This window comes from Streptomyces sp. NPDC039430, assembly GCF_055639435.1.
Genome location: NZ_JBVKAK010000006.1, coordinates 146,673 through 172,499 on the forward strand (window position 1 = coordinate 146,673; position 25,827 = coordinate 172,499).

17 protein-coding genes are annotated in these 25,827 nt (G+C 71.3%); 9 read left to right on the forward strand and 8 right to left on the reverse strand.

The features are described 5' to 3' along the window. Window positions 1–36: 36 nt before the first annotated feature. On the reverse strand, window positions 37–1,539 hold the full coding sequence (locus ACZ7LS_RS17290) for a glycoside hydrolase family 76 protein (protein ID WP_385136189.1): 1,503 nt from the start codon (window positions 1,537–1,539) through the stop codon (window positions 37–39). A 198-nt stretch (window positions 1,540–1,737) separates the two neighbouring features. Further along, complete coding sequence (locus ACZ7LS_RS17295; RefSeq protein ID WP_385136192.1) at window positions 1,738–4,161, reverse strand: MMPL family transporter; 2,424 nt, start codon at window positions 4,159–4,161, stop codon at window positions 1,738–1,740. 350 nt (window positions 4,162–4,511) lie between these two features. Between ACZ7LS_RS17295 and ACZ7LS_RS17300 the strand changes: the two genes are divergently transcribed. Together ACZ7LS_RS17300 and ACZ7LS_RS17305 are read left to right on the forward strand one after the other, a co-directional pair. Continuing rightward, window positions 4,512–5,030 carry a lytic polysaccharide monooxygenase auxiliary activity family 9 protein gene (locus ACZ7LS_RS17300; protein ID WP_385136195.1) on the forward strand — a complete coding sequence of 173 codons (519 nt, stop codon included), beginning with the start codon at window positions 4,512–4,514 and terminating at the stop codon, window positions 5,028–5,030. A gap of 139 nt (window positions 5,031–5,169) precedes the next feature. Then, window positions 5,170–5,904, forward strand: a complete 735-nt coding sequence (locus ACZ7LS_RS17305; protein WP_382516010.1) for a chitinase — start codon at window positions 5,170–5,172, stop codon at window positions 5,902–5,904. Between the two features lie 135 nt (window positions 5,905–6,039). Here the strand turns inward: ACZ7LS_RS17305 and yicI are convergent, their stop codons facing one another. Together yicI and ACZ7LS_RS17315 are read right to left on the reverse strand one after the other, a co-directional pair. Continuing rightward, the gene (yicI, locus tag ACZ7LS_RS17310; RefSeq protein ID WP_385136198.1) at window positions 6,040–8,436 is read right to left on the reverse strand and encodes an alpha-xylosidase; all 2,397 of its coding nucleotides are present in this window, start codon (window positions 8,434–8,436) and stop codon (window positions 6,040–6,042) included. Between the two features lie 282 nt (window positions 8,437–8,718). Continuing rightward, a complete protein-coding gene (locus ACZ7LS_RS17315; protein ID WP_382665193.1) occupies window positions 8,719–9,087 on the reverse strand; it encodes a winged helix-turn-helix transcriptional regulator in 369 nt (122 codons plus the stop codon). A gap of 160 nt (window positions 9,088–9,247) precedes the next feature. On the opposite strand from ACZ7LS_RS17315, the gene ACZ7LS_RS17320 reads away from it, so the two are divergent. Then, window positions 9,248–10,027, forward strand: a complete 780-nt coding sequence (locus ACZ7LS_RS17320; protein ID WP_382516002.1) for an SDR family oxidoreductase — start codon at window positions 9,248–9,250, stop codon at window positions 10,025–10,027. Window positions 10,028–10,063: 36 nt separating this feature from the next. On the opposite strand, the gene ACZ7LS_RS17325 is transcribed toward ACZ7LS_RS17320, so the two are convergent. Continuing rightward, on the reverse strand, window positions 10,064–11,146 hold the full coding sequence (locus ACZ7LS_RS17325) for a LacI family DNA-binding transcriptional regulator (protein WP_382516000.1): 1,083 nt from the start codon (window positions 11,144–11,146) through the stop codon (window positions 10,064–10,066). A gap of 223 nt (window positions 11,147–11,369) precedes the next feature. Between ACZ7LS_RS17325 and pgm the strand changes: the two genes are divergently transcribed. Continuing rightward, entirely contained in the window at window positions 11,370–13,010 is a 1,641-nt protein-coding gene (gene pgm, locus ACZ7LS_RS17330; protein WP_385136202.1) for a phosphoglucomutase (alpha-D-glucose-1,6-bisphosphate-dependent), read from the forward strand. Between the two features lie 163 nt (window positions 13,011–13,173). On the opposite strand, the gene ACZ7LS_RS17335 is transcribed toward pgm, so the two are convergent. Together ACZ7LS_RS17335 and ACZ7LS_RS17340 are read right to left on the reverse strand one after the other, a co-directional pair. Continuing rightward, the gene (locus ACZ7LS_RS17335) at window positions 13,174–15,582 is read right to left on the reverse strand and encodes a SpoIIE family protein phosphatase (RefSeq protein ID WP_382515994.1); all 2,409 of its coding nucleotides are present in this window, start codon (window positions 15,580–15,582) and stop codon (window positions 13,174–13,176) included. Between the two features lie 161 nt (window positions 15,583–15,743). Further along, entirely contained in the window at window positions 15,744–16,412 is a 669-nt protein-coding gene (locus ACZ7LS_RS17340; protein WP_385136205.1) for a TetR/AcrR family transcriptional regulator, read from the reverse strand. A gap of 145 nt (window positions 16,413–16,557) precedes the next feature. Here ACZ7LS_RS17340 and ACZ7LS_RS17345 point away from each other — a divergent pair, with 145 nt between their 5' ends. From ACZ7LS_RS17345 to ACZ7LS_RS17355, 3 genes are all read left to right on the forward strand, one after another. After that, entirely contained in the window at window positions 16,558–18,021 is a 1,464-nt protein-coding gene (locus ACZ7LS_RS17345) for a DHA2 family efflux MFS transporter permease subunit (RefSeq protein WP_385136208.1), read from the forward strand. A 152-nt stretch (window positions 18,022–18,173) separates the two neighbouring features. After that, window positions 18,174–19,451, forward strand: coding sequence for an ATP-binding protein (locus ACZ7LS_RS17350; RefSeq protein ID WP_385136225.1), 1,278 nt, complete (start codon window positions 18,174–18,176; stop codon window positions 19,449–19,451). A 193-nt stretch (window positions 19,452–19,644) separates the two neighbouring features. Next, a complete protein-coding gene (locus tag ACZ7LS_RS17355; RefSeq protein WP_382515986.1) occupies window positions 19,645–20,583 on the forward strand; it encodes a LysR family transcriptional regulator in 939 nt (312 codons plus the stop codon). A gap of 205 nt (window positions 20,584–20,788) precedes the next feature. Here the strand turns inward: ACZ7LS_RS17355 and ACZ7LS_RS17360 are convergent, their stop codons facing one another. Continuing rightward, window positions 20,789–22,381: a FadD7 family fatty acid--CoA ligase gene (locus ACZ7LS_RS17360; RefSeq protein WP_382665197.1), complete on the reverse strand. Its 1,593-nt coding sequence runs from the start codon at window positions 22,379–22,381 to the stop codon at window positions 20,789–20,791. A gap of 277 nt (window positions 22,382–22,658) precedes the next feature. Between ACZ7LS_RS17360 and oxc the strand changes: the two genes are divergently transcribed. Both oxc and frc read left to right on the forward strand, forming a co-directional pair. Continuing rightward, entirely contained in the window at window positions 22,659–24,410 is a 1,752-nt protein-coding gene (gene oxc, locus ACZ7LS_RS17365; RefSeq protein WP_382515981.1) for an oxalyl-CoA decarboxylase, read from the forward strand. Between the two features lie 72 nt (window positions 24,411–24,482). Continuing rightward, window positions 24,483–25,739, forward strand: coding sequence for a formyl-CoA transferase (gene frc, locus ACZ7LS_RS17370; RefSeq protein WP_382515979.1), 1,257 nt, complete (start codon window positions 24,483–24,485; stop codon window positions 25,737–25,739). Window positions 25,740–25,827: the final 88 nt, after the last annotated feature.

The following is a 25,827-nucleotide window of genomic DNA, read 5'->3' on the forward strand; positions in this document are numbered from 1 at the left end:
GGCCGCGGACCGCCTCGGAGCCTCGTCCGCCGCGCCTCAGGGAGCGGCGTTGAGCAGGTCGAGCGCGCTGTGCTGGCGGGCGCCGTCAGCCCGGTCGAGCGGACCGCTCCATCGCAGCCCGTACTGGTCGAGCGGAGTACGGTCCCGGGCGTACGCGGTGTCGGCCTGCTTCCTCAGATACGCCGTGTAGGGATGGTCGGCGAGCGTGGCGTTGAGCTTGCCGAGCCCGCGCACATGAGCCCCCTTGAAGGAGGGCCCGTCCGCCCCGCAGTCCCCGCCCTCGCAGGGATCGCGCAGGATGCCGTCCGCGGTGTGCAGGGACGGGGTGGCCGTCGCCGCGTCGGCCAGCTGCCGTGCGGTGGTGAGGAGTTGGCCGTCCTGGGTGGCGCGGTGCAGCTCGGTGAGCGCGCCCAGCAGCACGCCCTGGTTGTACGACCAGACGGTGCCGTTGTTGTTGCGGCAGGTACCGAGATCGATCCCGTCGTTCATCAGCCGCGAGCCGTTGATCATCCCGGTCCCCTGGAACCATGACCAGCCGGCGCGGGCCCGGCCCAGATAGGCCGTGTCGCCCGGGATCCGGTTGTGGAGCGCCGCGTTGAGCTGGATGTAGAGGGAGTTGGCGATGGCGTTCTTGTAGGTCCTGGCCGTACTCCACCACACACCGCCTCCGCAGGTGCCGTCCCAGTACGCGGCCATGTGGTCGGCGTCCGCGCGTGCGGTGTTCAGATAGCGGCTGTCGCCGGTCAGGTCGTACGCGGCGACCCAGGCCAGCCCCCACCATCCGGTGTCGTCGATGTAGTCGTTGCGGAACTGGCCGTCCGCCGCGCCCAGCTGACGTTCGTAGGTGTTGGCGATGGCGTACCGGTAGCTGGGCATGCCGGTGACCCGGATGTTGTCGATGACGGCCGTGAGCGCGTTGGCGGAGTTCCACCAGCCGGTGGTGTCGAACAGACCGGTGCCGTTGTTGTAGAACTGCATCTGCGCGGTGGCCGCGGCCGTACGCCGGTCGTACGCGTTCCAGGTCGTACGCGCCCATGGCGTGCACGCGATCTCCGTGCGGTCGCCGGCCTTGCCGCAGGCGCGCAGGGCGCCGACGCCACGGTTGTTCCAGTCGTCCACGTTGTACATCAGGGTGCGCCAGCCGCGCTGCCCGGTGGGCACGGCGGTGGCACCGAGGCGGCTGCCGGAGCCCCAGGTGCGCCCGCCGTCGAAGGACCGGTCGAGCCAGACCTCGTCACCCGGGCCGCCGTTGCCGATCGAGGCCCAGCCCATCGCGTCGTGGTCGTCGAAGTGCAGGGCGATGGCCCGCGAGAAGAGTGTGGTGGTGACGGGCGTACGGTCCTCCGGCGCGAGCGCGGGGTCGCGGGCGTCGCAGAACGCGTTGCAGATGACGGCCGAGGGAGCGAGGGGAGCGGCAGGGGCCGGCGTGGCCGCGGGGGCGGCGGGAACGACCGCGGCGGCGGCCGGCGTGGCCGCGACGGCTTGGGGCGCCGCCACCACGAGCGTGCTCACCACGAGCGCGGTGACGGTCGGGGCCATCAGCTGACGTATCCGGTGACACATTCGGGCTGACAACGTTGTCCACATGGGCCACTCCGTGGTCGGCGACGCGGGCGAGGGCAGACGGGGCAGAGCGTTCCCGGAACGTACGACCGTGACGCGCTCACGTCAATGAGCCAGGCGGGTCAATGAGCCCGGCGGGTAGTTGAGCCAGGCGGGCCGATGAGCGCGCGCGGGTCAATGCGGCGGGCCCTGGACTCCGGCCCCCGGACGCCCGCCGGACACACTCCGGCGGTACGGCGTCGCCTCCTCGCCCTCCCTGTCCAGCCGGGGCAGGATCCGGTCCAGCCACCGGGGCAGCCACCAGGCGCTGCTGCCGAGCAGCGTCATCACCGCGGGCACGAGCAGCAGCCGGACGATCGTGGCGTCGATGAGGACGCTCACCGCCAGACCGAGCCCCAGCATCTTCACGACGATGTTGTCGCTCAGGATGAACGCGGCGAAGACGCTGACCATGATGAGCGCGGCGCAGCTGATCACCCGCGCCGTGATCTCCAGACCGAGCGCCACACTTCCCCTGCTCTCATGGGTACGCAGCCATGACTCCTGGACGCGCGCGAGCAGGAACACCTCGTAGTCCATGCTCAGCCCGAAGACGATGGCGAACATCATCATCGGCACATAGCTCTCGATCGGCACCGTCCCCGAGATGCCCAACGAGGGCCCGCCCCAGCCCCATTGGAAGACGGCGACCACCACACCGTACGACGCGGCGATCGACAGGAGATTGAGCACGGCGGCCTTGAGAGCCACCAGCAGGCCGCGGAACACGATCAGGATGATGAGGAACGCCAGGGCGACGACGACGCCGATGATGAGCGGGAGCCGGGCGGTGATGAGATCGAGGAAGTCCTCCATGGCCGCGGTCGTGCCCGTCACATACGTCGTGGCGCCGGTGCCCGACACGGCCCCCGGCAAGACGTCGCTCTTGAGGTGGTGGAAGAGCGTGGTGGTCCCGGCCGACTGCGGCGAGCCGCTGGGGATGGCCGTGGCTGTCAGCAACTGACCGTCGGCGCTGGGCTGGAGAGGGGTGATACTGGCCGCGTCCGGGACATCGGTGAGTGCCTTGCCGAGCCGGGACGCCAGCGCGGGGCGCTCGGCCGCCGGCACCGCGCTCTGGTCGACGACGAGGATGAACGGCCCGTTGGCGCCCGGTCCGAAGCCCGCCGTGATCAGGTCGTAGGCGCGCCGGTCGGTGAAGCCGGTGGGGTCGGCGCCGTCGTCGATGTGTCCGAGGCGGATGGAGAACAGCGGGATCGCGAGCACGCCCACCGCCACCAGTCCGGCGAGCAGGAACCACCAGGGGCGGCGTTCCACCCGCCGCGCGTACCGGTGCCAGCCGTCGTGCGCCTCCCCGCCGGCCGGCTCCGAGCGTCCCGCGCTCTTCGTCCGTCCCTCGTGCTCCCCGCGCTCCCCGCGCCCCCCGCCCTCCTCGTGCTTCACGCGTTCCTCGTGGTCCCCGCGCTCCTCGTGCTTCACGCCGTCCGGGGCCGGTGCCGGTTCGCCCTCCGCGACCGGCCGGCGGACCCAGTAGCGGTCGATTCGGCGCCCGGCGAGTCCGAGGAGGGCGGGCACCAGCGTGATGGCGCCGACGACGGCCGTGACGACGGTGACGGCTGCGGCGACGCCCAGCTTTCCGATGAAGCTGACCTGCGACACATACAGCCCGGCGAGAGCGACGATGACGGTGCAGCCCGAGACGATGACGGCACGGCCGCTGGTGGAGACCGCCCGGCCGGCCGCCGCCACCGGGTCGGCCCCGTCCATGAGCCGCTGCCGGTGACGGGTGATCAGAAACAGCGCGTAGTCGATCCCGACGCCCAGACCGATCATGGTGGCCAGGGTCGGCGAGACGCTCGCGAAGGTGGTGGCCGCGGCGATCAGGCCCAGGCAGCTCACCCCGACGATGACCCCGACCAGCGCGGTGACCAGCGGAATCGCGGCGGCGAGGATACTGCCGAAGCCGATCAGCAGGACGATCACCGCCACCGCGAATCCGATGGCCTCGCTGGTCAGATCGGCGGGGACGGGCCGGGCCAGTTCACCGAGCAGCCCCCCGTACTCGACCTGCACACCGGCGGCACGGAGCGGCTCGACCGCCGCGTCGACCCCGCGGAGGTACGCGCTCCCGAACGAGGTGGGGTTGGCGTTGAACTGGATGCCGATGTAGCCGGTCCTGCCGTCGGGAGCCAGCGCCCCGGCGGGCGGCGCGGCGGGCCCCGAGGACAGCGGGCTCGTGACGGACAGGACGTGCGGGAGCGTCCTGAGCGAGCCGACCGCCTGGTCGATCGGGCTCCGGACACCGCTCAGCGGGCGCCGCGCGTCGTACAGCACCACCTGGGCGCCGATGCCGCCCGCCCCCGGGACATGCCGGCCGAGCACCCGCGCGCCGTCGTCCGACTGCGTACCGGGAAGCGAGAAGTTGTCGGAGTAGGTGCCGCCGAACGCGCTGTTGAGTCCGTACAGCCCGCCGAGCGCGATGAGCCAGAGCGCGATGACGGTGATGAAGTGCCGGGCGCACCACTCCCCCAGCCGCCGTAGCCGGCCGGCTCTGATCCGTCGTCCGGGGTCCTTCACTTCCGTACCGCTCTGCGAAGTCATGCGTCCCCCCAGAGGGCGTGAACATCGGCGAAACCTGGCAAATGCAGGCATTTTATACGTCTCGTCAGAAATATCACCGTTCTTGGCTTTTGCCCGGCGCGCCCCGCCTCCCAGCCGCCTCAACTGACCTTTCTCGCAACCCTCTTGACGGGGGCACGTCGACCTGTATGGTCTAGTCCAAGTGGTCGAGACCTTTCCGGATGCAACGTCAATCGCACCGTGTCCGCGGACGGAATCCACCACCGCCCTTCGCGCCTCTTGGCCCCACACTCGAGAGGCCGGCCCGCCGTTTCCGGATTCCCCCACGAACCCGGTGGCCGTGCGGGAAGACCTGAAGTGAAGGAGACCCCATGCACACGAAAAGGAAACTGGCCGCCGTACTCGGAGCCGTCGTCGCTCCGGTTCTCGCCGTGAGCCTTCCCGCGAGTTCCGCGAGCGCCCATGGATATATCTCCACGCCGCCGAGCCGGCAGGCGCAGTGCGCCGCGGGAACCGTCAGCTGCGGTGACATCAAGTATGAGCCGCAGAGCGTGGAAGGGCCCAAGGGGCTCACCAGTTGCAGCGGCGGGAACTCGCGGTTCTCCGATCTCGACGACGACTCCAAGGGCTGGACCGTCACTCCCGTCGGCAACAGCACGTCGTTCCAGTGGAAGCTGACCGCGCGTCATTCCACCAGCACCTGGCAGTACTTCGCGAGCGGGCAGAAGATAGCCGAGTTCAACGACAATGGCGCGCAGCCCGGCGCGACCGTGACGCATCAGGTGAACTTCGGCGGCCTGTCCGGGAAGCAGAAGGTACTGGCGGTCTGGAATGTCGCCGACACCACGAACGCCTTCTACGCCTGCATCGATGTGAACGTCGGCGGCTGAGCGAAGCTCCCCGTACCCCGGGCGAGCCCCTGACACCCCACTCGGGGCTCGCCCGTGTCCGCCGACCGTCCCACCACCCCCCACCACATACGCATGGGCCGCCACGCGTTCGGCGGCCGGATCAGAGAGTGAGTCACTCATGCGTCAGCGCCTCATCGGGCTGCTCACCGCGACGGCCGCGGCCGCCGCGCTCTCCCTGCTCTCCCTCGCGCCCTCCTCCGTGGCGCAGCCGGCCCAGACCCAGCGGGCGGCGGCCGATTTCGTCGTCAGCGAGGGCCAGTTCAACCAGATGTTCCCGAACCGGAATCCGTTCTACACGTACAGCGGTCTGACCGCCGCGCTGAGCGCCTATCCGGGCTTCGCCGGTACGGGAAGCGACACCGTGCGGAAGCAGGAAGCCGCGGCGTTCCTGGCGAATGTCAGCCACGAGACCGGTGGCCTGGTCCATATCGTGGAGCAGAACACCGCGAATTATCCGCACTATTGCGACGCGTCGCAGCCCTATGGCTGCCCGGCCGGAAACGACAAGTACTACGGGCGCGGACCGATTCAGCTCAGCTGGAACTTCAACTACAAGGCCGCGGGTGACGCGCTCGGCATCGATCTGCTGAACAACCCGGATCTCGTACAGAACGACTCGGCCGTGGCGTGGAAGACCGGGCTCTGGTACTGGAACACCCAGAGCGGTCCCGGAACCATGACGCCGCACAACGCGATGGTGAATGGCGCCGGATTCGGCGAGACCATTCGCAGCATCAACGGCAGTATCGAATGCAATGGCGGAAACCCCGGCCAGGTGCAGAGCCGTATCAACAACTACACGAGCTTCACTCAGATTCTCGGAGTGGGCACAGGCGGCAATCTCAGTTGCTGACGCAGACACGGACAGGCCCCGCTGAACGTACCGGGCGGGGCCCGTCGGGGGCGGTGTCGCCGGCTCATGGCCGGTGGCACCGCCCCGCGTCGCGCCGGCCGCGCCCGGTTCCCGGCGCGCGGCCCGCCCCGGGACTCACCCGGGCTGGTACCGGACCGCCAGCCGGCGGGTGCCCGCCGGGCAGTGATGGCGCGCGCCGAGCGGATCGGGGACCGCGTCGCCGGAGGCGGCGGCCCCCACGAGCAGTACGTTCCAGGGCAGCTCGCTCTCCGTCTCGACGACGACCTCGGCGCCGGAGCGCCGGACGGTGAAGACCGCCGCGTCGCCGGAGCCGTCTTGGGTGGGGACGGCGGTGACGGTCTCCGACGTACCGCCCACCAGACCCGGTCCGCCCACCACAGGGCGAGGTCCGTCCGCCACACCTGGTCCGCTCCCCGCGCCCGGTCCGTCCATCGCCGCGTACACGCACAGCGTCACGCCGTCCGCCCACGCGTACTCCGGCCCCTCGTCCACCGCGCCCAACGGAATCACCGCGCCGGGCCTCGCCAGCAGCGGCAGGGTGTCGAAGCCATGCGTCTCGCGCCGCCAGCCGGGGCCCGTCACCCGCGCGCCGGTGAGGACGTGGGTCCATGTGCCCGCCGGTACGTAGTACTCGACCGTGCCGTCCTCGGTGAAGACCGGTGCCACGAGCAGATCGTCGCCGAGCATGTACTGCCGGTCCAGCGCGCGGCAGGCGGGGTCGTCGGGGAATTCCAGCAGCATGGCGCGCATCACCGGCGTACCGGTGTCCCTGGCCTGGACCGCGGCACGGTACAGGTAGGGCATCAGCCGGTGCTTGAGCCGGGTGAAGGCGCGGGTGACGGCGACGGCCTCCTCGCCGTAGTCCCACGGCACCCGGTACGACTTGCTGCCGTGCAGCCGGCTGTGCGAGGACAGCAGTCCGAACTGCACCCAGCGCTTGAAGAGCGCGGGCGTCGGGGTGCCCTCGAACCCGCCGATGTCATGGCTCCAGAAGCCGAAGCCGGACAGCCCCAGCGACAGTCCCCCGCGCAGCGACTCGGCCATCGCCTCGAAGGTCGACTCGCAGTCGCCGCCCCAGTGCACCGGCAGCCGCTGTCCGCCCGCGGTCGCGGAGCGCGCGAAGACGACGGCCTCGCCCTCGCCGCGCTCTTCGCGCAGCAGCCCGAAGACGGTCTCGTTGTACAGCTGTGTGTAGTAGTTGTGCATACGCTCCGGATCCGCGCCGTCGTACCACACCACATCGGTGGGGACGCGTTCGCCGAAGTCGGTCTTGAAGCAGTCCACCCCCTGGCCGAGCAGGAGCCGCAGCTTCCCCGCGTACCAGTCGCGGGCGGCCGGACTCGTGAAGTCGGCCAGCGCCATGCCGGGCTGCCAGTTGTCCCACTGCCAGACGGAGCCGTCGGGCCTCTTCAGCAGATGGTTCCCGGCCATCCCCTCCGCGAACAGCGGGGACTTCTGGGCGATATAGGGATTGATCCAGACGCAGACGCGCAGTCCGCGTTCCTTGAGGCGGGCGAGCATCCCCTCGGGATCGGGGAAGACCTCCGGGTCCCAGACGAAGTCGCTCCACTGGTACTCGCGCATCCAGAAGCAGTCGAAGTGGAAGACGCTGAGCGGGATCCCGGAGTCGGCCATCCCCCGGACGAAGCGGTGCACCGTCGCCTCGTCGTACGAGGTGGTGAAGGAGGTGGACAGCCACAGGCCGAACGACCAGGCCGGGGGCAGCGCGGGACGGCCGGTGAGCGCGGTGTAGCGGGCGAGGACGTCCCGGGGAGCCGGGCCGTGGACGACGAAGAACTCCAGGGTCTGGTCCTCGACGCTGAACTGGACCTGTCCGACGGCCTCCGAGCCCAGCTCGTACGACACCCGGCCGGGGTGGTTGACGAAGACGCCGTAGCCGCGGTCGCTGAGATGGAACGGGACGTTCTTGTACGCCTGCTCGCTGCTGGTGCCGCCGTCCGCCTGCCACATGTCGGCGCTCTGGCCGTTCCTGGTGAACGGGGTGAACCGCTCACCGAGCCCGTACACGCCCTCGCCGACGCCCAGCGACAGCTGCGCGAGCATGAAGTGCCGGTCCTCGGCGTCGGTCGCGAAACCGGTGCCGCGTCGGCCGATCGAGGTCAGGACCTCCCCGCCGGCGGTGAACTTTAGCTGCCAGGGCGCGGCGGTGTCGGTCCGCAGGGAGAGTTCACCGGAGACGAGCTCGATCGCCGAGCCCTCTCTGACGACCTTGGCCGGCGGGCCGTCCTGCCCGGACGCGAGCGCGAACTCCGGGCGCCGTCCGCCCCCTCCGCCGTGGTGGGTGCAGCGGACGCCGATCACACCCTCCGCGGGGGACCAGCACTCGACGGTCAGGAGCGGGCCGTTGAGTGTGTCGCCGCGGTGGGTGACCCGGGTGACGGGCGCGTAGAGCGTGAACCGGTCGTCGGCGACCACGGCGTCGGCCACGGAGACCGCGTAGTGGGCGGTGACACCGGCGCGCAGCTGCCAGTGACCGTCGGTGAACTTCATCAGTGATCCTGCTCCTGCTCTTGCTCTTGGGTCCGGGCGGCGGGCTCTTGGGTCCGGGCGGCGGGAGGTGCGGCGGGGGCGAGGTGTGCGGCGGAGGTGGGCCGCGTCGCGCGGTCGAATCGATTCGATGGTCCGATGCGGCGATGCTAGGCGCTCGCCGAAAAGGCGACAAGGGCGCCGCCGGCCGCGCGACCGCTGAGGTGACGCCCCGTCAACTACGGGACCGTGCGGCCGGCCGCGCCCTGTCTGCCGTGTTTCACCGGGGTCCGGCCCCGGTGCCGTTCAGCCGTCCAGTCCCTCGCGGGTGGACGCGCGCGCGGGGGTCGCGTGGCGCTCACCCCATACGCGCAGTTCGGTGAGGACGGGGAAGAGGTCCCGGCCGACGCCGGTGAGCAGGTACTCGTCCCGCGGCGGGCGGTCGCAGTACCGGCGGCGTTCGATGATCCCCACCTCCTCAAGCCCGCGCAGCCGCAGTGCGAGGGTCTCCCGCGGGGCGCCGGTATTGGCCTGGATCTCCTTGAACCTGTGGACGCCGAAAGCCAGCTCCCGGACAACGAGCAGGCTCCAGCGCTCCCCGACGACTCTGAGCGCGTCGGCGATGGGACAGTCGCGCGGCGCCACCGGCTTCGTCGATTCGAATTTCTGACTCACTCTGGTACTGTAACGCGTGACAGTAGATTCGAAAATCGAACTAACGTGGCGGGGGGTGTCCGCGGCAGCGGCTCTCGTCACCCCGCACTCCACGGAAGCCGGGCGATCGGCCGCGCCGGGCGCCACCGCTTCCGCCGCGCCACCCAGACAGGAGACCGACATGACGTCCGTTCTCATCACCGGCGCCTCCAGGGGCATCGGCCGGGCCATCGCGACCGAGCTCGCCGCGCGCGGCCACAGGGTCGTCGCCACTGCCCGCCGGCCGGAAGACCTCGACGATCTCCCCGTCGACCGGCGTCTGCGCCTCGACGTCACCGATCAGAAGAGTGTCGACGAGGCCCTCCGTGACTCCGGGGAGATCGACGTGCTCGTCAGCAACGCCGGCGCGACGATCCGCGCGCCCCTGGAGAACGTGCCCGTCTCCGAGGTGGAAGCCCTCTTCCAGCTCAACACCTTCGGCCCCCTGCGGCTGGTGCAGGGCGTGCTGCCCGCCATGCGCGAACGAGGCGCGGGCCGGCTGGTCTTCGTCTCCAGCGTCCAGGGCCGGCTCGTCGTGCCGATCATCGGGCCCTACGCCGCCAGTAAGTGGGCGCTGGAGGCGTTCGCCGAGACGCTGGCCGTCGAGGCGGGCCACTTCGGCGTCAAGGTGAGCATCCTCCAGCCGGGCTCCGTCTCCTCCGGCGGGGCCGGGCGCGCCAAGTCCTTCTTCGGGGAGAACGACCCCTACACGCCTCTGTTCGAACAGTTCGGCCCTCTGCGCGGCACGTCCGTCTTCGAGACCATCACCCCCGAGGAAGTGGCCGCCGCGGTCGCCGACACGATCGAACAGCCCGATCCCCCGCTGCGCGTACCGGTGGGAGCCCCCGCCAGGACCGCCCTGGAGGCCCGCAAGGCGGCACCGGAGGACGCTCCGTTCGTGCCGGTCACGCTGGACTGGTAGCCGTATCGCCGACCCGCGTCCCGGACGCTCAGCGGGCTACTGGTCCCGATGCCTGGGCGAGCCGAGGGGGTCCGTGCCCGGCAGCAGGACCGGACGTATCAGCAGCTGGCCCACGGACGCGGCGAGCAGCCGCGTACTGGCCTCCGCGCCCCGTTCGGTGGCCTCGCGCAACGCCGTCGCGGCGGCCACGGCGAGCCGGGTGACCTCGGTGGCGAGCGTCTCGACGGGCAGCTCGATCCGGGGCAGCCGGTGGCTCGACGGATCGCCGGGCAGGGTGCCGATCAGCACGACGGTGAGGTCCTCGGGCACCCGGAGACCGGCCGCGTTCATGGACGTCAGGATGTGGTGGTGCGCCGAGGGATGCTGCACGATCAGCGCGGTCGGCCGCTTCCCTGCTCCCCGGTCCGCGCGGTCCCCGAGCAGCGCGCCGAGCCGATGGGCCAGTCTGCCCGGGTCGTTGAGCGAATGGACGACCGTGACGGCGGCGCCGGTGGTACGCGCGCCCCGGCGGGCGCCCGCGATCCCTCGTAGCGCGTAACTGCGCCGGGCCCTGACCTCCGGTTCGCCGGGCGCCAGGTACACCAGCTCGCGGTGGCCCGCCGCGGCCAGCTCACCCACCGCGAGGGCCGCCGCCTCCTCCCAGTCCAGATCGGTCCACGGGAGGGCGTCCTCGTCGGCGGGCCGCCCGATGAGCGCCGCGGGGAAGGCCAGTTCCCGTACGACGTCGATCCGCGCGTCCTCCATGTCGACGGCCATCAGCACCGCGGCGTCTGCGAGACCGCTGAGCGCCACCCTGCGCAGCCCGCCGGCCTTGTCCTGGGACGTGCTCAACAGGAGGTCGTAGCCGAGTGCGTTGGCGGCGTCGCTGACGTCGATGGCGAACCGGCCGTCCACGGAGTCCTGGAGCCCTGCCGCGCGGGGCAGCGCCAGGGCCAGCACCTGCGTACGGCTGCTGCGCAGCGTCCGCGCGCTGGCCCGGGGGTGGTAGCCGAGGGCGTCCACGGCCTCCCGCACCCGCCGGCGCGTCTCCTCGGAGATGCTGCGGGAGCCGTTGAAGACATACGAGACGGTGCTCGGCGCGACCCCGGCCCGGCGGGCGACGTCCCTGATGGTAGCCATCCTCGACCCCTTCGACGGTGTGGGTACGACGCCGGAGAGGATCCGGGGAACGTGCGGCGGCCGCCGTTCGCCATCGTATCGAACAGCCCTGTGGCGCCCGGGAACTCGGGTCGTCCCGGCCGCACCGGGCGGGCGTGCGGCGGGGCGTCCGTCTGGCATGGCGGCCACCCGGGAAGATGAACCTACGAGCGGATCGTCACAACCCAGATGGAGGAGTGCGCAGATGGCACACGAACGAGCGGGACAGCAGGCGCGGCCGGAGGATCTGATCGATGTCGCCCGGCTGGTCACCGCGTACTACGCGCTGCGTCCCGACCCGCGGGAACCGGGCCAGCGCGTGGCGTTCGGGACCTCCGGGCACCGCGGGTCGTCGCTGGCCACCGCGTTCAACGAGGACCACATCGCGGCGACCAGCCAGGCGATCTGTGAGTACCGGGCCCGGCAGGACACCGACGGGCCGCTCTTCCTCGGCGCCGACACCCACGCGCTCTCCGAGCCGGCCCGGGTGACCGCCGTCGAGGTGTTCGCCGCGAACGACGTGACCGTGCTGATCGACTCCGCCGACGGCTACACCCCCACGCCCGCCGTGTCGCACGCCATCCTCACCCATAACCGCGGCCGTTCCTCCGGTCCGGCGGACGGTGTGGTCGTCACGCCGTCCCACAACCCGCCCGCCGACGGCGGGTTCAAGTACAACCCGCCCAACGGCGGCCCGGCCGGCTCCGACGCGACCAACTGGATCCAGGACCGGGCCAACGAGATCATCGCGGGCGGTCTGAAGGACGTACGGCGACTGCCCTATGCGCGCGCGCTGGCCGCGCCCACCACCGGGCGCTACGACTTCCTCGGCACGTATGTGGCGGATCTGCCGGCCGTGCTCGATCTGGACGCGGTGCGTGCCGCGGGCGTACGCATCGGCGCGGACCCGCTGGGCGGCGCGTCGGTGGCGTACTGGGGCCGGATCGCCGAGGAGCACCGGCTCGATCTGACCGTGGTCAATCCGCTGACCGACCCCACCTGGCGGTTCATGACGCTGGACTGGGACGGCAGGATCCGGATGGACTGCTCGTCGCCGTACGCCATGGCCTCGCTGATCGACCGGCGCGACGCGTACCAGATCGCCACCGGCAATGACGCCGACTCCGACCGGCACGGCATCGTCACCCCGGACGCCGGGCTGATGAACCCCAATCACTATCTCGCCGCCGCCATCGCCTATCTCTACGCGCACCGTGAGCGGTGGCCCGCGGGGGCGGGCATCGGCAAGACGCTCGTCTCGTCCGGGATGATCGACCGGGTCGCCGCGGACCTCGGCCGTCAGCTGGTCGAAGTGCCCGTCGGTTTCAAGTGGTTCGTGGACGGGCTGATCGGCGGCTCGCTCGGCTTCGGCGGCGAGGAGTCGGCCGGGGCGTCCTTCCTGCGCCGCGACGGCTCGGTGTGGACCACCGACAAGGACGGCATCATCCTGGCCCTCCTGGCCTCCGAGATCCTCGCGGTCACCGGCAGGACGCCCTCCGAGCACTACGCGACGCTGACCGGCCGCTTCGGCGAGCCCGCCTACGCCCGTATCGACGCCCCGGCCACCCCGGCGGAGAAGGCGGTCCTGGCCCGGCTCTCGCCCGAGCAGGTCACGGCCGACACCCTCGCCGGGGAGCGGGTCACGGCGGTGCTCACCGAGGCGCCCGGCAATGGCGCGCCCATCGGCGGCATCAAGGTGACGACGGAGAACGCCTGGTTCGCCGCGCGCCCCTCGGGCACCGAGGACGTCTACAAGATCTACGCCGAGTCCTTCCAGGGGCCCGACCACCTCGGCCGGGTGCAGGAGGAGGCCAGGAGCGTCGTCTCGGCGGCGCTGGAAGGCTGACGCCGGCGGACCGGGAGCCGGTACGGACGCCGCGTCCGCCGTACGGGGACGGACGGCACGTCCCCGATGCGCGGACCGGTACGCGCCGCACGCGTGCGGTACGTCCGGTACGGGGCGGGTCCGTGCCGGTTCCCGGGCGGGCGCGCTCCGGCTCCGCCGCCGGTCACCCCGTGGGAAGCGCCATTTCCGCCCAGATGGCCTTGCCGCTCGGAATCTGGCGGGTGCCCCAGCGGTCGGTGAGCTGGGCGACCAGCAGCAGGCCGCGGCCGCCCTCGTCGTAGACCCGGGCCCGGCGCAGATGCGGCGCCGTGGTGCTGGTGTCGGAGACCTCGCAGGTGAGCGCGCGGTCACGGATCAGCCGCAGCTGGACCGGGCCCGCGCCGTGCAGGATGGCGTTGGTGAACAGCTCGCTGACCACCAGCTCGGTGGTGAAGCTCAGCTCTTCCAGCCCCCAGGCGACGAGTTGGCTGATCGCGTGGTCGCGGGCGTCGGCGACCAGCGCGGGCTCCGCGGGCAGGTTCCAGGTGACCACCTGGCTGGCGTCGAGGACGTGGGTGCGGGCGACGAGCAGGGCCACATCGTCCACGGGGCGCGGCGAGAGCAGCGTACGGAGCACGGTGTCGCAGGTGGTCTCCAGCGAGGGCGAGGGATGGGTCAGGATCTCGCACAGCCCGTTGACGCCGGCGGTGATGTCATGCGTGCGGTCCTCGATCAGACCGTCGGTGTACAGGACGAGCGTGCTGCCCTCCGGGATCTCGAACCCGGCCGATTCGAAAGGCAGATCGCCCAGGCCCAGGGGTGGGCCGCTGGGCAGTTCGAGCAGGCTGACCGTGCCGTCGGGGGTGGCCAGGGCGGGCGGCGGATGGCCGGCCCTGGCGGCGCAGAGGCGGCGGGAGACCGGGTCGTACACCGCGTACAGACAGCTGGCGCCGATGTCCGCGTCGGTGACCGGATCACTGCTCTCCGAGGCGAGCCGGCCCACCACGTCGTCGAGATGGGTGAGGAGTTCGTCCGGGGGCAGATCGATGTCCGCGAGGGTACGGACGGCCGTGCGCAGCCGTCCCATGGTGGCGGAGGCGTGGATGCCGTGTCCGACGACATCGCCGACGACGAGTGCCACCCGGGAGCCGGAGAGCGGGATGACGTCGAACCAGTCGCCGCCCACGCCGTACTGGGAGTCGGCGGGCAGATAGCGGGTGGCGACCTCGACGGCCGACTGCGGGGACAGCCCGCGCGGCAGCAGGCTGCGCTGAAGGGTCTCGGCGGTGCCGCGCTCGCGGGTGTAGCGGCGGGCGTTGTCGATACTGACGGCGGCGCGGCCCACCAGCTGCTGGGCGAGGGTCAGATCGTCCTCGGCGAAGGTCGTCGCGCGCAGCCGGCGGGAGAAGAGGGCCACGCCCAGGGTGCTTCCACGGGCGACCAGCGGCGCCGCGACCAGCGAGTGGACGCGGAGGTCGGGCAGCCCGTCCCGCGCGCGCTCGGCCATCCAGGCGCGGTAGTCGGGGTCCCACGGGCCGGTGAGCACGGCCCGGCCGGTGGCCAGGCAGCGGGCGGGCGGCGACGCCTCCGGGTAGCGCGCGGCCTCTCCGACACGGAGTGCGGCCTCCGGAGCCTCCCGTCCGTGGGCGGACTCGTGCGCGACCCTGCGCATCGGGACCACGCCGGAGAGGGGGCCGGGGGCGGGCTCGTCCCCGCGCAGCACCGAGTCGAGCAGATCGACGCTGATGAAGTCCGCGAACCGGGGCACGGGCGTACTGGCAAGCTCCTCCGCGGTGCGCGTCACGTCCAGGGTGGTGCCGATCCGCATGCCGGCCTCGTTCAGCAGGGCGAGGCCCTCGCGGGCCCAGTACTCCTCGCTGATCTCGAATCCGGTGAGCACGACGGCGGTCACATGGCCGTCCCGGTCCTTGAGCGGGGCGAGGGAGAGCGCCCAGGCGCGATCACGTTTGTCGATCGACGCCCGGTGGAACGTCCGGGCGTCCACCGGCTCGCCCGTGCGCAGCACCGTCCGCAGCGCCCGCACGACCTCGGCGTTGGTATGGCTCTCGGGCAGGAAGCCGGTCCCCCGCGCCCGCATGTCGTCCTCCGTGCGGCCGATGACCCGGCACAGTTCCTCGTTGGCGTGCAGCAGCCGCAGGTCCGTGCCGTAGATCGCGATCGGCACCCCGGACTCGGTGAACGCCTGCCGCATCAGGGCCTCTTCGTGACCGGGGTCCGGTGACGCCACGGCGGCGGCCAGCAGCCAGCGGGTGCTCTCCTCGCCGGTGCGCAGCGGGAACGCGAGCAGCTGCACCTCGCGTCGGCCGCCGTCCCGGTGGCGCGCCGTCACCCTGCCGCTCCACGGCTCCCCGCCGGCCAGCGCCCGGCGGGCGGAGTCGGGCGGATCGGCCGAGAGCAGCGCCCCGGCCGCGTGGCCCACGGTTTCGGCGGCCCGGAAACCAAGCAGCGCCTCGGCGCCGGGGCTCCACCGCGCGATCACACCCTTCGCGTCGACCGCAGCCGTGGCCCACCCCCCGCCCATCGGGGACGCGTCCCATGCTTCCCCGGAGACCACGCCGCGCGCGTCATCCATATGCCCACTCTCCCCGTCGGGCCGCTGCCCTTCAGGTGCTCGGACGACCGGGGCCCTCCGCGGACCGTGAAACAAGATGACGACTTCGCCCAGACAGGCCCCTTTGGTCGATATTTACCCCATGTGGCCCGTCAGAACACCGCGCGCTGTCTCCGAAGGGACTACGGAGCGTCCACGGCGCGGGGAGCGTAGGCGCGCAGGAACGTATCGACCGCGGCCCGCGCCACGGTGCGCAGCTCGGCGTCGGACACCTCGCGGGTGCCCAGCCGCGTGCGCAGCTCCAGCGGGCCCGTGAGCAGCGCGAGGAACTGTTCGGCCGCCAGGTCGGGGTCGCCGGTGCCCAGCCGCCCGGAGAGCGCGAAACGCGCCAGGCGGTCGGCGAGCGCGTCGTGGAGGCGCTGTGCGCCCTCGCGCTGGACGGTCTCCAACAGGTCGGGGAACCGGGCCGCTTCGGCGTTCAGCAGCCGGCGCAGCGCCCGGGACTCCGGGTCGCAGTGGTTCTTCAGGATGCGGTGACCGGTTTCCTCCAGCAGCGGGCGCATATCCCCGTCGGGCTCCCGCAGCCGGTCGAGCGCGGCGAGCCCCGCGCCGCTCGTACGGCCGACGGCGGCCAGCATCGCCTCGCGGAACAGCGTCTCCTTGTCCCCGAAGTGGTTGTAGATGGTCGGCTTGGCCACGCCCGCCTCGGCGGCGATCTCCCGTACGCAGGACTGTCCGTACCCCTCGCGGGCGAACGTCCTGAACGCGGCTTCGAGGATGGCCTGCCGCTTGTCGACGCGCCCGCGCGGCGCCTCACGCCCGCCCGCGTCCGAGGTCCTGACTCCGTTCACCCCGTCATCGTACCGGGTCGCAGCAGTACATGAACCGATCGGTTCAATCTTCTGGTCTGGCTGGTTGCCACTGGACTGGGCAGGTCGTTATGTTGAACCGCATGGTTCAAAAATATTGGCTATTCACTCTCAATGGAGCGGGAAAGTGACGTCTCACGTCGAAGATGACCGTCCCGACCGCCTCGATCCCGGACTGTTACGGCTCATCGGGGTGACTCTGCTGGGCGGGATCATGGGGATCCTCGACAGCACGATGGTCACGGTCGCGGCCGATACCCTCGCCGGCGAGTTCAACACCTCGCTGAGCGCCGTCAGTTGGGCGACGACCGGCTATCTGCTCGCGCTCACGGTCACCATCCCCGTCACGAGCTGGGCGGTCGGCCGGTTCGGCGTCAGAAGGCTCTGGCTGTTCGGACTGGCGCTGTTCCTCGTCGGCTCGCTCGCCTCCGCGCTCGCCTGGAACGTGGGGAGTCTGGTCGCCTTCCGGGTCGTCCAGGGGGTCGGCGCCGGTGTCGTCGACCCGCTGGTCCTGGTGATCCTGGCGCGAGCGGCGGGCCCCGGCCGGGCGGGGCGCGTGATGGGCATGATGGGCGTGGTCCTGTCGCTCGGGCCGGTGCTCGGTCCCGTACTGGGCGGGGTCGTGCTCGAATCCATGGACTGGCGCTCGATGTTCTTCATCAACCTGCCCATCGGGATCCTGGCGGTCGCGCTCGCCCTGCGGGTGATCCCGGCCGGACCGCCCGTCGCGCGCGGGTCCGGGCCTCGGCTCGACATCGTCGGCGCCCTGCTGATGGCTCCCGGGTTCGCGGCGGTCCTGTTCGCCCTCACGGAGGCGGGCGAGCGCGCCCGGTTCACGGCTCCCTCCGTGCTCATCCCCCTGGTCCTCGGCGCCGTGCTCCTCGTCGGGTACGTGATCCACGCGCTGCGAGTCCGCCGTACCGAACCGCTGATCGACATCCGGCTGTTCGCCGGCCGCGGTTTCGCCGCGAGCGTGACCGTGCAGGGACTCGTCGGACTGGCCACGTTCGCGGTCCTGTTCACCCTGCCGCTCTCCTACCAGGTGTCGCACGGGCACGGCGCCCGCGCGGCCGGGCTGCTGGTCGCGCCGCTGGGTCTCGGATCGGCGCTCGCCATGCCTCTGGCCGGACGCCTGAGCGACCGGCTGGGAGCGCGCGGACTGGTACGAGCCGGTGCGGTCGTGGCGGCGCTCGCCGCGTACGGTCTCACCCGTATCGGCGCGGACGGCGGTGAAGTGTGGTCGGTGCTCGCCGCGTTCACCGTCGGCCTGGGCCTGGGCTGCGTCGGCGCGCCGACCATGGGGTCGCTGTACCGGACGCTGCCGCAGGAGAAGGTGCCACAGGGCAGTTCCGTCGTCTACAACTTCAACCAGCTGGGCGGAGCGCTCGGGGTCGCCTGCGTCGCCTTGATCCTGGCGGCCGCCGGCGGTGACGCCGCGGCCGACGGCGGCGCCGGGACCGGTGGGTTCCAGGGCGCCTACTGGTTCGTGTGCGCGGTCACCCTGGTCATGCTGGCCGCCTCTCCGCTGCTGCCCGGCCGCCCCGGTGCCACGACCGCGCCGCAGGCCGCCGCCTCGTCCGCCGACGCCTGAGCCGCGGGGCGCGGCGCGGCCACGCGTCCCGTTCGCCGGGTGCCCGCCCTGCGCGGACAATGAGGACGGTCAGGACCATGGCTGCCGTCCGGCAGCACATGACCGGGGTCGCCCCCGAGGCGTGCGGCGGCCCGCCGGCGAGGTGGCGGATGATGCCGACGTGGCGACTGCGTGACTTCCACGACGACGATCTGGACAACGCGATCCAGATCTGGGACCAGGACCGGCAGGACGACGCGCCGCCCGTCTTCCCCGTTTCCGAGGTCATGGCGGCGGCCAGGACCGGTGAGCCCGCCGTGGTCGCCGTGGTCGGCGACGACCTGGTGGGGATGGCGGTGGCGCGGACCCAGGGCGAGCGGGCCTGGATCACACTGGTGGCGCTCGCCGCGGCGTGGCGTCACCGCGGGATCGGCAGCGCCCTCATCGCCGAGCTGGAGCGGCGCCTGCGCGTCCACGGGGTACGCCGGATCGGCGCGCTCCTCGCCCCGGGCGCCACCGGGGACACCGCGCTGCTGAACTCCGGCTACCGGACGCGCGAGGGGCTCGTCTTCTACGAGAAGGTCGAGCACCTCGGCGCGGGTGACGCGGGGCTGCTCACCGAACTTGGCGGGAGGGTGATGCCGCAGGGGCTCTGGGACGCCCTCGCCGGAATGGCGCGGGAGAAGGAGACGATCGAGCGGCGGATCGTACTGCCCCTGACCGAGCCCGCTCTGGCCGACCGGTACGGGGTGACGCCGCCGAAGGCGGTCATCCTCTTCGGACCGCCGGGCACCGGCAAGACCACCTTCGCCAAGGCCGTCGCCTCCCGGCTGGACTGGCCGTTCGTGGAACTCTTCCCCTCCCGGCTCGCGGCGGCCGGTGCGGGGGGCCTGGCCACCTCGCTGCGGGAGGCCTTCGCCGATCTGGCCGAGCTGGAGACCGTACTGCTGTTCATCGACGAGGTCGAGGAGATCGCCGCCGCCCGCTCCGGTCTGGCCGTCGATCCCGGGCACGGGGTCACCAACGAGCTGCTGAAGCTGATCCCCGGCTTCCGTGACCACGACGACCGGCTGCTGATCTGCGCCACCAACTCCGTCCGGTCCCTCGATCCGGCGTTTCTGCGCCCCGGCCGGTTCGACTACGTCATCCCCGTCGGTCCGCCCGATCCGGTCGCCCGGGAGGCGATCTGGCGGCGCTATCTCGGCCCCGCCGGCGAGAAGGTGGACCTGGGGCGGCTGGTCGCGGCCAGCGAGATGTTCACCCCCGCCGACATCGAGTTCGCCGCCCGCAAGGGCGCCCACGCCGCGTTCGAACGGGAGATAGTCGACCGCCGGGGCGCGCCGGCCAGTACGGACGACTATCTGGCGGCCATCGCCGAGACCCGGCCCACCCTCACCGATCAGGCGCTCACCGCGTTCCGGGAGGACATCGAGCGCCATGTACGGATGTGATGGGGCCGGCGCCCGCCGGCGACGCCCGTACGCCGCCGACAGCGGTTTCCGCGGCATCCGGAGATGACGAGTTGGCCGGTCATTGAACGGTTGATAAGTAGGATGAGTGAAGGCGTCGCCGGAGCCGGAGAGGTCGCGGCCCGGTGCCGTCACGATCCGCGGGCAGGGATCCACGGGCAGGGAGGAGTCGCCGATGCTGTTCCGGCAGCTGGAGTATTTCGTGGCCGTGGCCAGGGAGAGGCACTTCGCGCGGGCCGCGGAGTCCTGCTACGTGTCACAGCCGGCGCTCTCGGCGGCCATCGCCAAGCTGGAACGGGAACTGAACGTCACACTGATCAACCGGGGGCACAACTACGAGGGCCTCACCCCGGAGGGCGAACGGCTCGTCGTGTGGGCCAAGCGGATCCTCGCGGAACAGGACGCGTTCAAGGCCGAGGTGGCCGCCGTGCAGTCGGGCATCACCGGCACGCTGCGGCTGGGGACGGAGCCCACGGCGTCGACGACCCTGTCACTGCCCGTGGCCGCCTTCTGCGGCGCGCACCCGCTGGCGAAGGTGCAGGTGCGCTCCCGGCTGTCGGCGAAAACACTCCTGCGCCAGCTGCGCGAATTCGAACTGGACGCCGCGATCTCGCACTTCGCGCCCGAGGACGGGGAGAGCCTTCAGGTCGTGCCGCTGTACCAGGAGCGGTACGTACTGCTCGCGTCGGGCGACCAGCTGATGCCCCAGACCCACACCATGACCTGGGCGGAGGCGGCGCAGCTGCCACTCGCGCTGCTGACACCCGACATGAGGATCCGTCAGCTGATCGACAGTGTGTTCGCGGAGAGCGGGGTCGTGGTGACCCCGCAGGTGGAGACGGACTCGGTGGCCTCGCTGTACGCGCATGTGGGGGTCGGCGAGTGGGCGAGCATCGTGCCGCACACGTGGCTGCGCGCGATGCCGGTGATCGGCAGGACACGGGCCGTCCGCCTGGTCGCCCCGGACGCCAGGGCGCAGGTCTCGGTCGCGATCCACGCGGCGACGCCCGGTTCGATCGCCGCGCGGGCGTTCGTGAACGCGGCGACGGGTCTGTCGCTGGACGCGTTCTTCGACCAGCCGCTGCCGACCGAGCCGGAGCACCACGTCCGGTAGCCCGACCACGTCCGGCAGTCCGACGACATGCGGTGGTCCGGCCACAACCGGCAGTCCGACGACATGCGGTGGTCCGGCCACAACCGGCAGTCCGACGACATGCGGTGGTCCGGCCACAACCGACCAGGACGGGCCGGGCAGTGTCCGCACAGATCCCGGGTCCCGGACGGTGCCCGGACGGATCCGGGGCCGGCGCCCCGCGCCGTCAGTGCGCGTACCGGCCCGCCACCGCCCGCCGGTCGAGCCCGCCCTTGGCGGTGTGCGGAAGCGCGGCCACGACATCGAGCCGGTCCGGTACCTCCACGCCGGAGAGACGGTCGCGGCAGTAGCGCAGGATCTGCTCGGAGCCGAGGTTCTCGCCCTCGCGTACGACCACGGCGGCGCCGACCCGCTGCCCGTCATGCGCGTCGGGGATCGGGAAGACGGCCGCCTCGGCGACGCCGGGGCACCCGGCGAGGACGTCCTCGACGTGCTCGGAGGAGATCTTCTCGCCGCCGCGGTTGATGAGGTTCTTGATGTGCCCGGTGAGGAACAGATAGCCGTCCGCGTCCAGGGTGCCCAGGTCACCGGTGCGGAACCACCCGTCGGTGAAGGCGCGCGCCGTCTCGGCCGGGTCGCCGAGATAGCCGCGGGCGACGGTGGGGCCGTGCACCCACACCTCGCCCTGGGTGCCGGACGGGCAGGTGCGTCCGTGCGGGTCGACGACACGAAGCCGCGCTCCGGTCGAAGAGCCGACGGAGCCCTGCTTCAGATAACCACGGTCCGGCAGCGGCTCGCTGGTCGTCTGGTGGGTGGACTCGGTCATACCGTACGCGGACAGCAGCGGCGCGCCGAACGTGCGCTCCAGCGCCCGCTGCGTGGCCGTGTTCAGGGGCGCGCTGCAACTGCGGACGAACTTCAGGGGCGCGGCCCGCGGGCCCGGGTACTCGGCCGCCGACCGGTCGAGGAGGATCTCGTGGATGGTCGGGACCGCGGTGAACCAGCTGGCGGACACGGCCCGTACGTCGTCCCAGAACGTGTGCGCCGTGAAGCGTCCCCGCTCGGGCAGCAGCACGCATCCGCCGCTGGCGAGGGAGGCGAGGAGCGCGGCGAAGAGCCCGTGACCGTGGAAGAAGGGCATCACGGCGACCGTCGCGTCGCCGGGGCCCAGTTCGTAGGTGGCGCAGATGTCCCGTACGGACGCGGCCACGTTGAGGTGGGTCAGCGGCACCATCTTGGGCCGCCCGGTGGTGCCCGCGGTGAACAGCACGAGCGCGTCGCGGTCGGAGAGTTCGCGCGCCGCGCCCCGCGCGGGCGGCGGCGCGCCCGCGCCGGTGTCGAGCGCGGCCGTCGCCGTCCCGGCGTGGGAGATGTCCACGCGCAGGGGCCAGACGGGGACCCCGGCCGGGGCGGCGGGCTCGGTGCCGGCCGCGGCCGGGCCGAGGAGGACCGCCCGCGCCCCCAGCGCCTCGAACCGGTCGGTCAGCTGTGCCGGGGGCAGCGCGGGATCGACCGGGGCGACCACCAGTCCGGCCCGTGCGGCGCCCAGCAACGCGACGACGAACTCAGCGGTGTTGGCGGAGACGAGGCCGACCACGTCACCGCGGCGCAGCCCCGCGCGGCCGAGCCGGACGGCGAGGTCACCGGCCAGGGCGGCGAGACCGCCGTAGGACAGCGGTACGCGGTCCCCGCTGACGACGAGCGCCCGGGAGCGGGGACGGTCGCGCGCGTGCCGGTCGAGGAGATCGATGAGGCCGGTGAGCGCCGGCGGCCGGTACGGGCCCGCGTCGCGCACCGATGCCTCGGTCGGAACGGCCATGTGCACACCTCCTCGCACCAGGTCCGATGAAGCTGTCGTCTGCGAGCTTGCGCGGGCGCGCGGCGGGCGTCCAATACCCGCTGGTGAACAACCGATAGCGAGGATCTATCAAGGGCTTCGCGGGGGGTGTCGGCACGGTGCTGACCTGCGGCGATCCTTGATCGATAAATGCTGTTTATCGGCTGGTCGCCGATAGGTCTTGGACGTGCGGATGCGTGCTGCGGAAGGTGGGACGAGAAGCCGATCAGGCATGACTGCCCAAGGAGGACCTCGGACCATGACCGCCCCTTCCGCACAGGAGAACGCGGCGACCGCCGACGCTCAGGCCGAGCTCACCGACGGGTATCACCTGGTCGTCGACGCGCTCAAGCTGAACGATGTGGACACCATCTACGGTTTGGTCGGTATCCCGATCACCGATCTGGCCCGCCTCGCGCAGGCGCAGGGCATCCGCTACATCGGCTTCCGTCACGAGAGCAACGCCGGCCACGCGGCGGCGGCGGCCGGATACCTCACGAAGCGGCCGGGCGTGGCGCTGACCGTGTCCGCGCCGGGCTTCCTCAACGGGCTGGTGGCGCTCGCGAACGCCACCACGAACTGTTTCCCGATGGTGCAGATATCGGGTTCGAGCGAGCGCCACCTCGTGGACCTGAAGCAGGGCGACTACGAGGAGATGGACCAGCTCGCCGCCGCGCAGCCGTTCGTCAAGGCCGCGTACCGCGTGAGCCGGGTGGAGGACATCGGCCGCGGTATCGCCCGCGCGCTGCGCACCGCCATCTCCGGCCGCCCCGGCGGCGTGTACCTCGACATCCCGGCCGCGGTGCTCGGCTCCATCATGGACAAGGAGAAGGGCGCGAGGACGCTGAGCCGTCTCGTCGACCCGGCGCCGCGCCAGCTGCCCGCGCCCGAGGCGGTGGACCGCGCGGTCGAGATCCTGGCGGGTGCGCGGCGGCCGCTGGTCGTGCTGGGCAAGGGCGCCGCGTACGCGCAGGCGGACGAGAAGATCCGGGACTTCATCGAGTCCACCGGCATTCCGTACGTGCCGATGTCGATGGCGAAGGGCCTGCTGCCCGACAACCACCCGCAGTCCGCGGCCACCGCCCGTTCGCTGGCGCTGAAGAAGGCCGATGTCGTCGTCCTCATGGGCGCGCGTCTGAACTGGCTGCTCAACCACGGCGAGGCTCCGCAGTGGAACCCCGACGCGAAGTTCATCCAAGTGGACATCGAGCCCAAGGAGCTGGACAGCAACCAGCCCATCGCGGCCCCGCTCGTCGGAGACATCGAGTCGGTGCTCGACGCGCTCGCCGAGCGGACCAAGCCCGGTCAGATCACGGCCCCCGCCGCCTGGCGCGAGGAGCTGGGAGCGCGCTCCGCGCAGAACGTCGCCAAGATGGCGGAGCGTCTCAAGGCCGACCCGCACCCGATGCAGTTCATGGGCGCGCTGAAGGCCGTACGTGATGTCCTGCACCAGAACCCGGAGGCCTACCTCGTCAACGAGGGCGCCAACGCGCTGGACATCGCCCGCAATGTGATCGACATGCATGTGCCGCGCCACCGCCTCGACAGCGGAACGTGGGGGGTCATGGGCATCGGCATGGGCTACGCGATCGCCGCGGCCGTCGAGAGCGGTCAGCCGGTGGTGGCCGTGGAGGGCGACAGCGCCTTCGGGTTCAGCGGCATGGAGCTGGAGACGATCTGCCGTTACCAACTCCCCGTGGTCACCGTCATCATGAACAACGGCGGCGTCTACCGCGGTGACGACGTCAACCCGCTGGAGAACGACCCGTCCCCGACGACCCTGATGCTCCAGGCGCGCCACGACAAGATGATCGAGGCGTTCGGCGGCAAGGGCTACCGCGCGACCACGCCCGCCGAGGTCACGGCGGCCCTCACCGAGGCGCTGGCCTCGGGCGGCCCGGCGCTCATCGACTGCGCGATCGACCCGTCGGCCGGCACCGAGAGCGGTCACATCGCGCATCTCAACCCGAAGGGCATCACCGTCGGCAACATCACGCCGGCGAAGAAGTGAGCGACCGGCTCACCGCACTCCCCCGCACACCACACCCTCCGTACCGAGATCATTCACGAGAAGGAAGCCACCATGAGTGACAAGCCGCTCGCCGGAATCAAGGTGATCGACTTCACCGGGGTCCAGGCCGGTCCCGCGTGTACCCAGATGCTCGCCTGGTTCGGCGCCGACGTCATCAAGGTCGAGCGCCCCCAGGGCGGCGACGTGACCCGCAATCAGCTGCGGGACATCCCCGACCTCGACGCGCTGTACTTCACCATGCTGAACAGCAACAAGCGCTCGCTGGCCATCAACACCAAGACCCCCGAGGGCAAGGAGGTCATGGAGAAGCTGATCCGCGAGTCGGACATCCTGGTCGAGAACTTCGCGCCGGGCGCCATGGACCGTATGGGTCTCAGCTGGGAGCACATCCACGAGCTGAACCCCCGTCTGATCTTCGGCTCGGTCAAGGGCTTCAACGACGAATCGTCGTGGAACGACCTGAAGGTCTACGAGAACGTCGCGCAGGCGGCCGGTGGCGCCGCGTCCACCACAGGTTTCTGGGACGGACCGCCGACCATCAGCGGTTCGGCCCTCGGTGACAGCAACACCGGTATGCACCTGCTGATCGGTCTGCTGACCGCGATCATCCAGCGCAACGCGACCGGTCTGGGCCAGAAGGTCTCGGTGTCCATGCAGGACGCCGTGCTCAACCTCACCCGGGTCAAGCTCCGTGACCAGCAGCGCCTGGAGAAGGTCGGCTACCTGGAGGAGTACCCCCAGTACCCGCACGGCGAGTTCGGCGACGCGGTGCCGCGCGGCGGCAACGCCGGCGGCGGCGGCCAGCCGGGCTGGATCCTGAAGTGCAAGGGCTGGGAGACCGACCCCAACGCCTACATCTACTTCACGATCCAGGAGCAGAACTGGAAGCGCACCGCTGAGGCCATCGGCCACCCCGAGTGGGTCGAGGACCCGGACTACACGACCGCCCGGGCCCGCCAGCCGCGCATCATGGAGATCTTCGGCGAGATCGAGAAGTGGCTGGCCGACAAGACCAAGTACGAGGCGGTCGACATCCTGCGCGAGTGGGAGGTGCCCTGCGCCCCCGTGCTCAGCATGAAGGAGCTGGCCGAGGACCCCGACATGCGCAGGAGCGGCACGATCGTCGAGGTCGAGCAGAAGGAGCGCGGCACGTACCTGACCATCGGCAGCCCGGTCAAGTTCTCCGGCTTCAAGCCCGACATCAAGGGCGCGCCGCTGCTCGGCGAGCACACGGACGAGGTGCTGGCGGACCTCGGCTACGACGCGAACGACATCCGCAAGCTGCACGACGGCAACGTCGTCGCCTGATGTCGCTTCGCATCGCCTGATGCGAACGGCCCGGGTGCCCCGCGTGCGATCCGCGCGCGGGGCACCCGTATGCGTTCAGCCGGTCAGT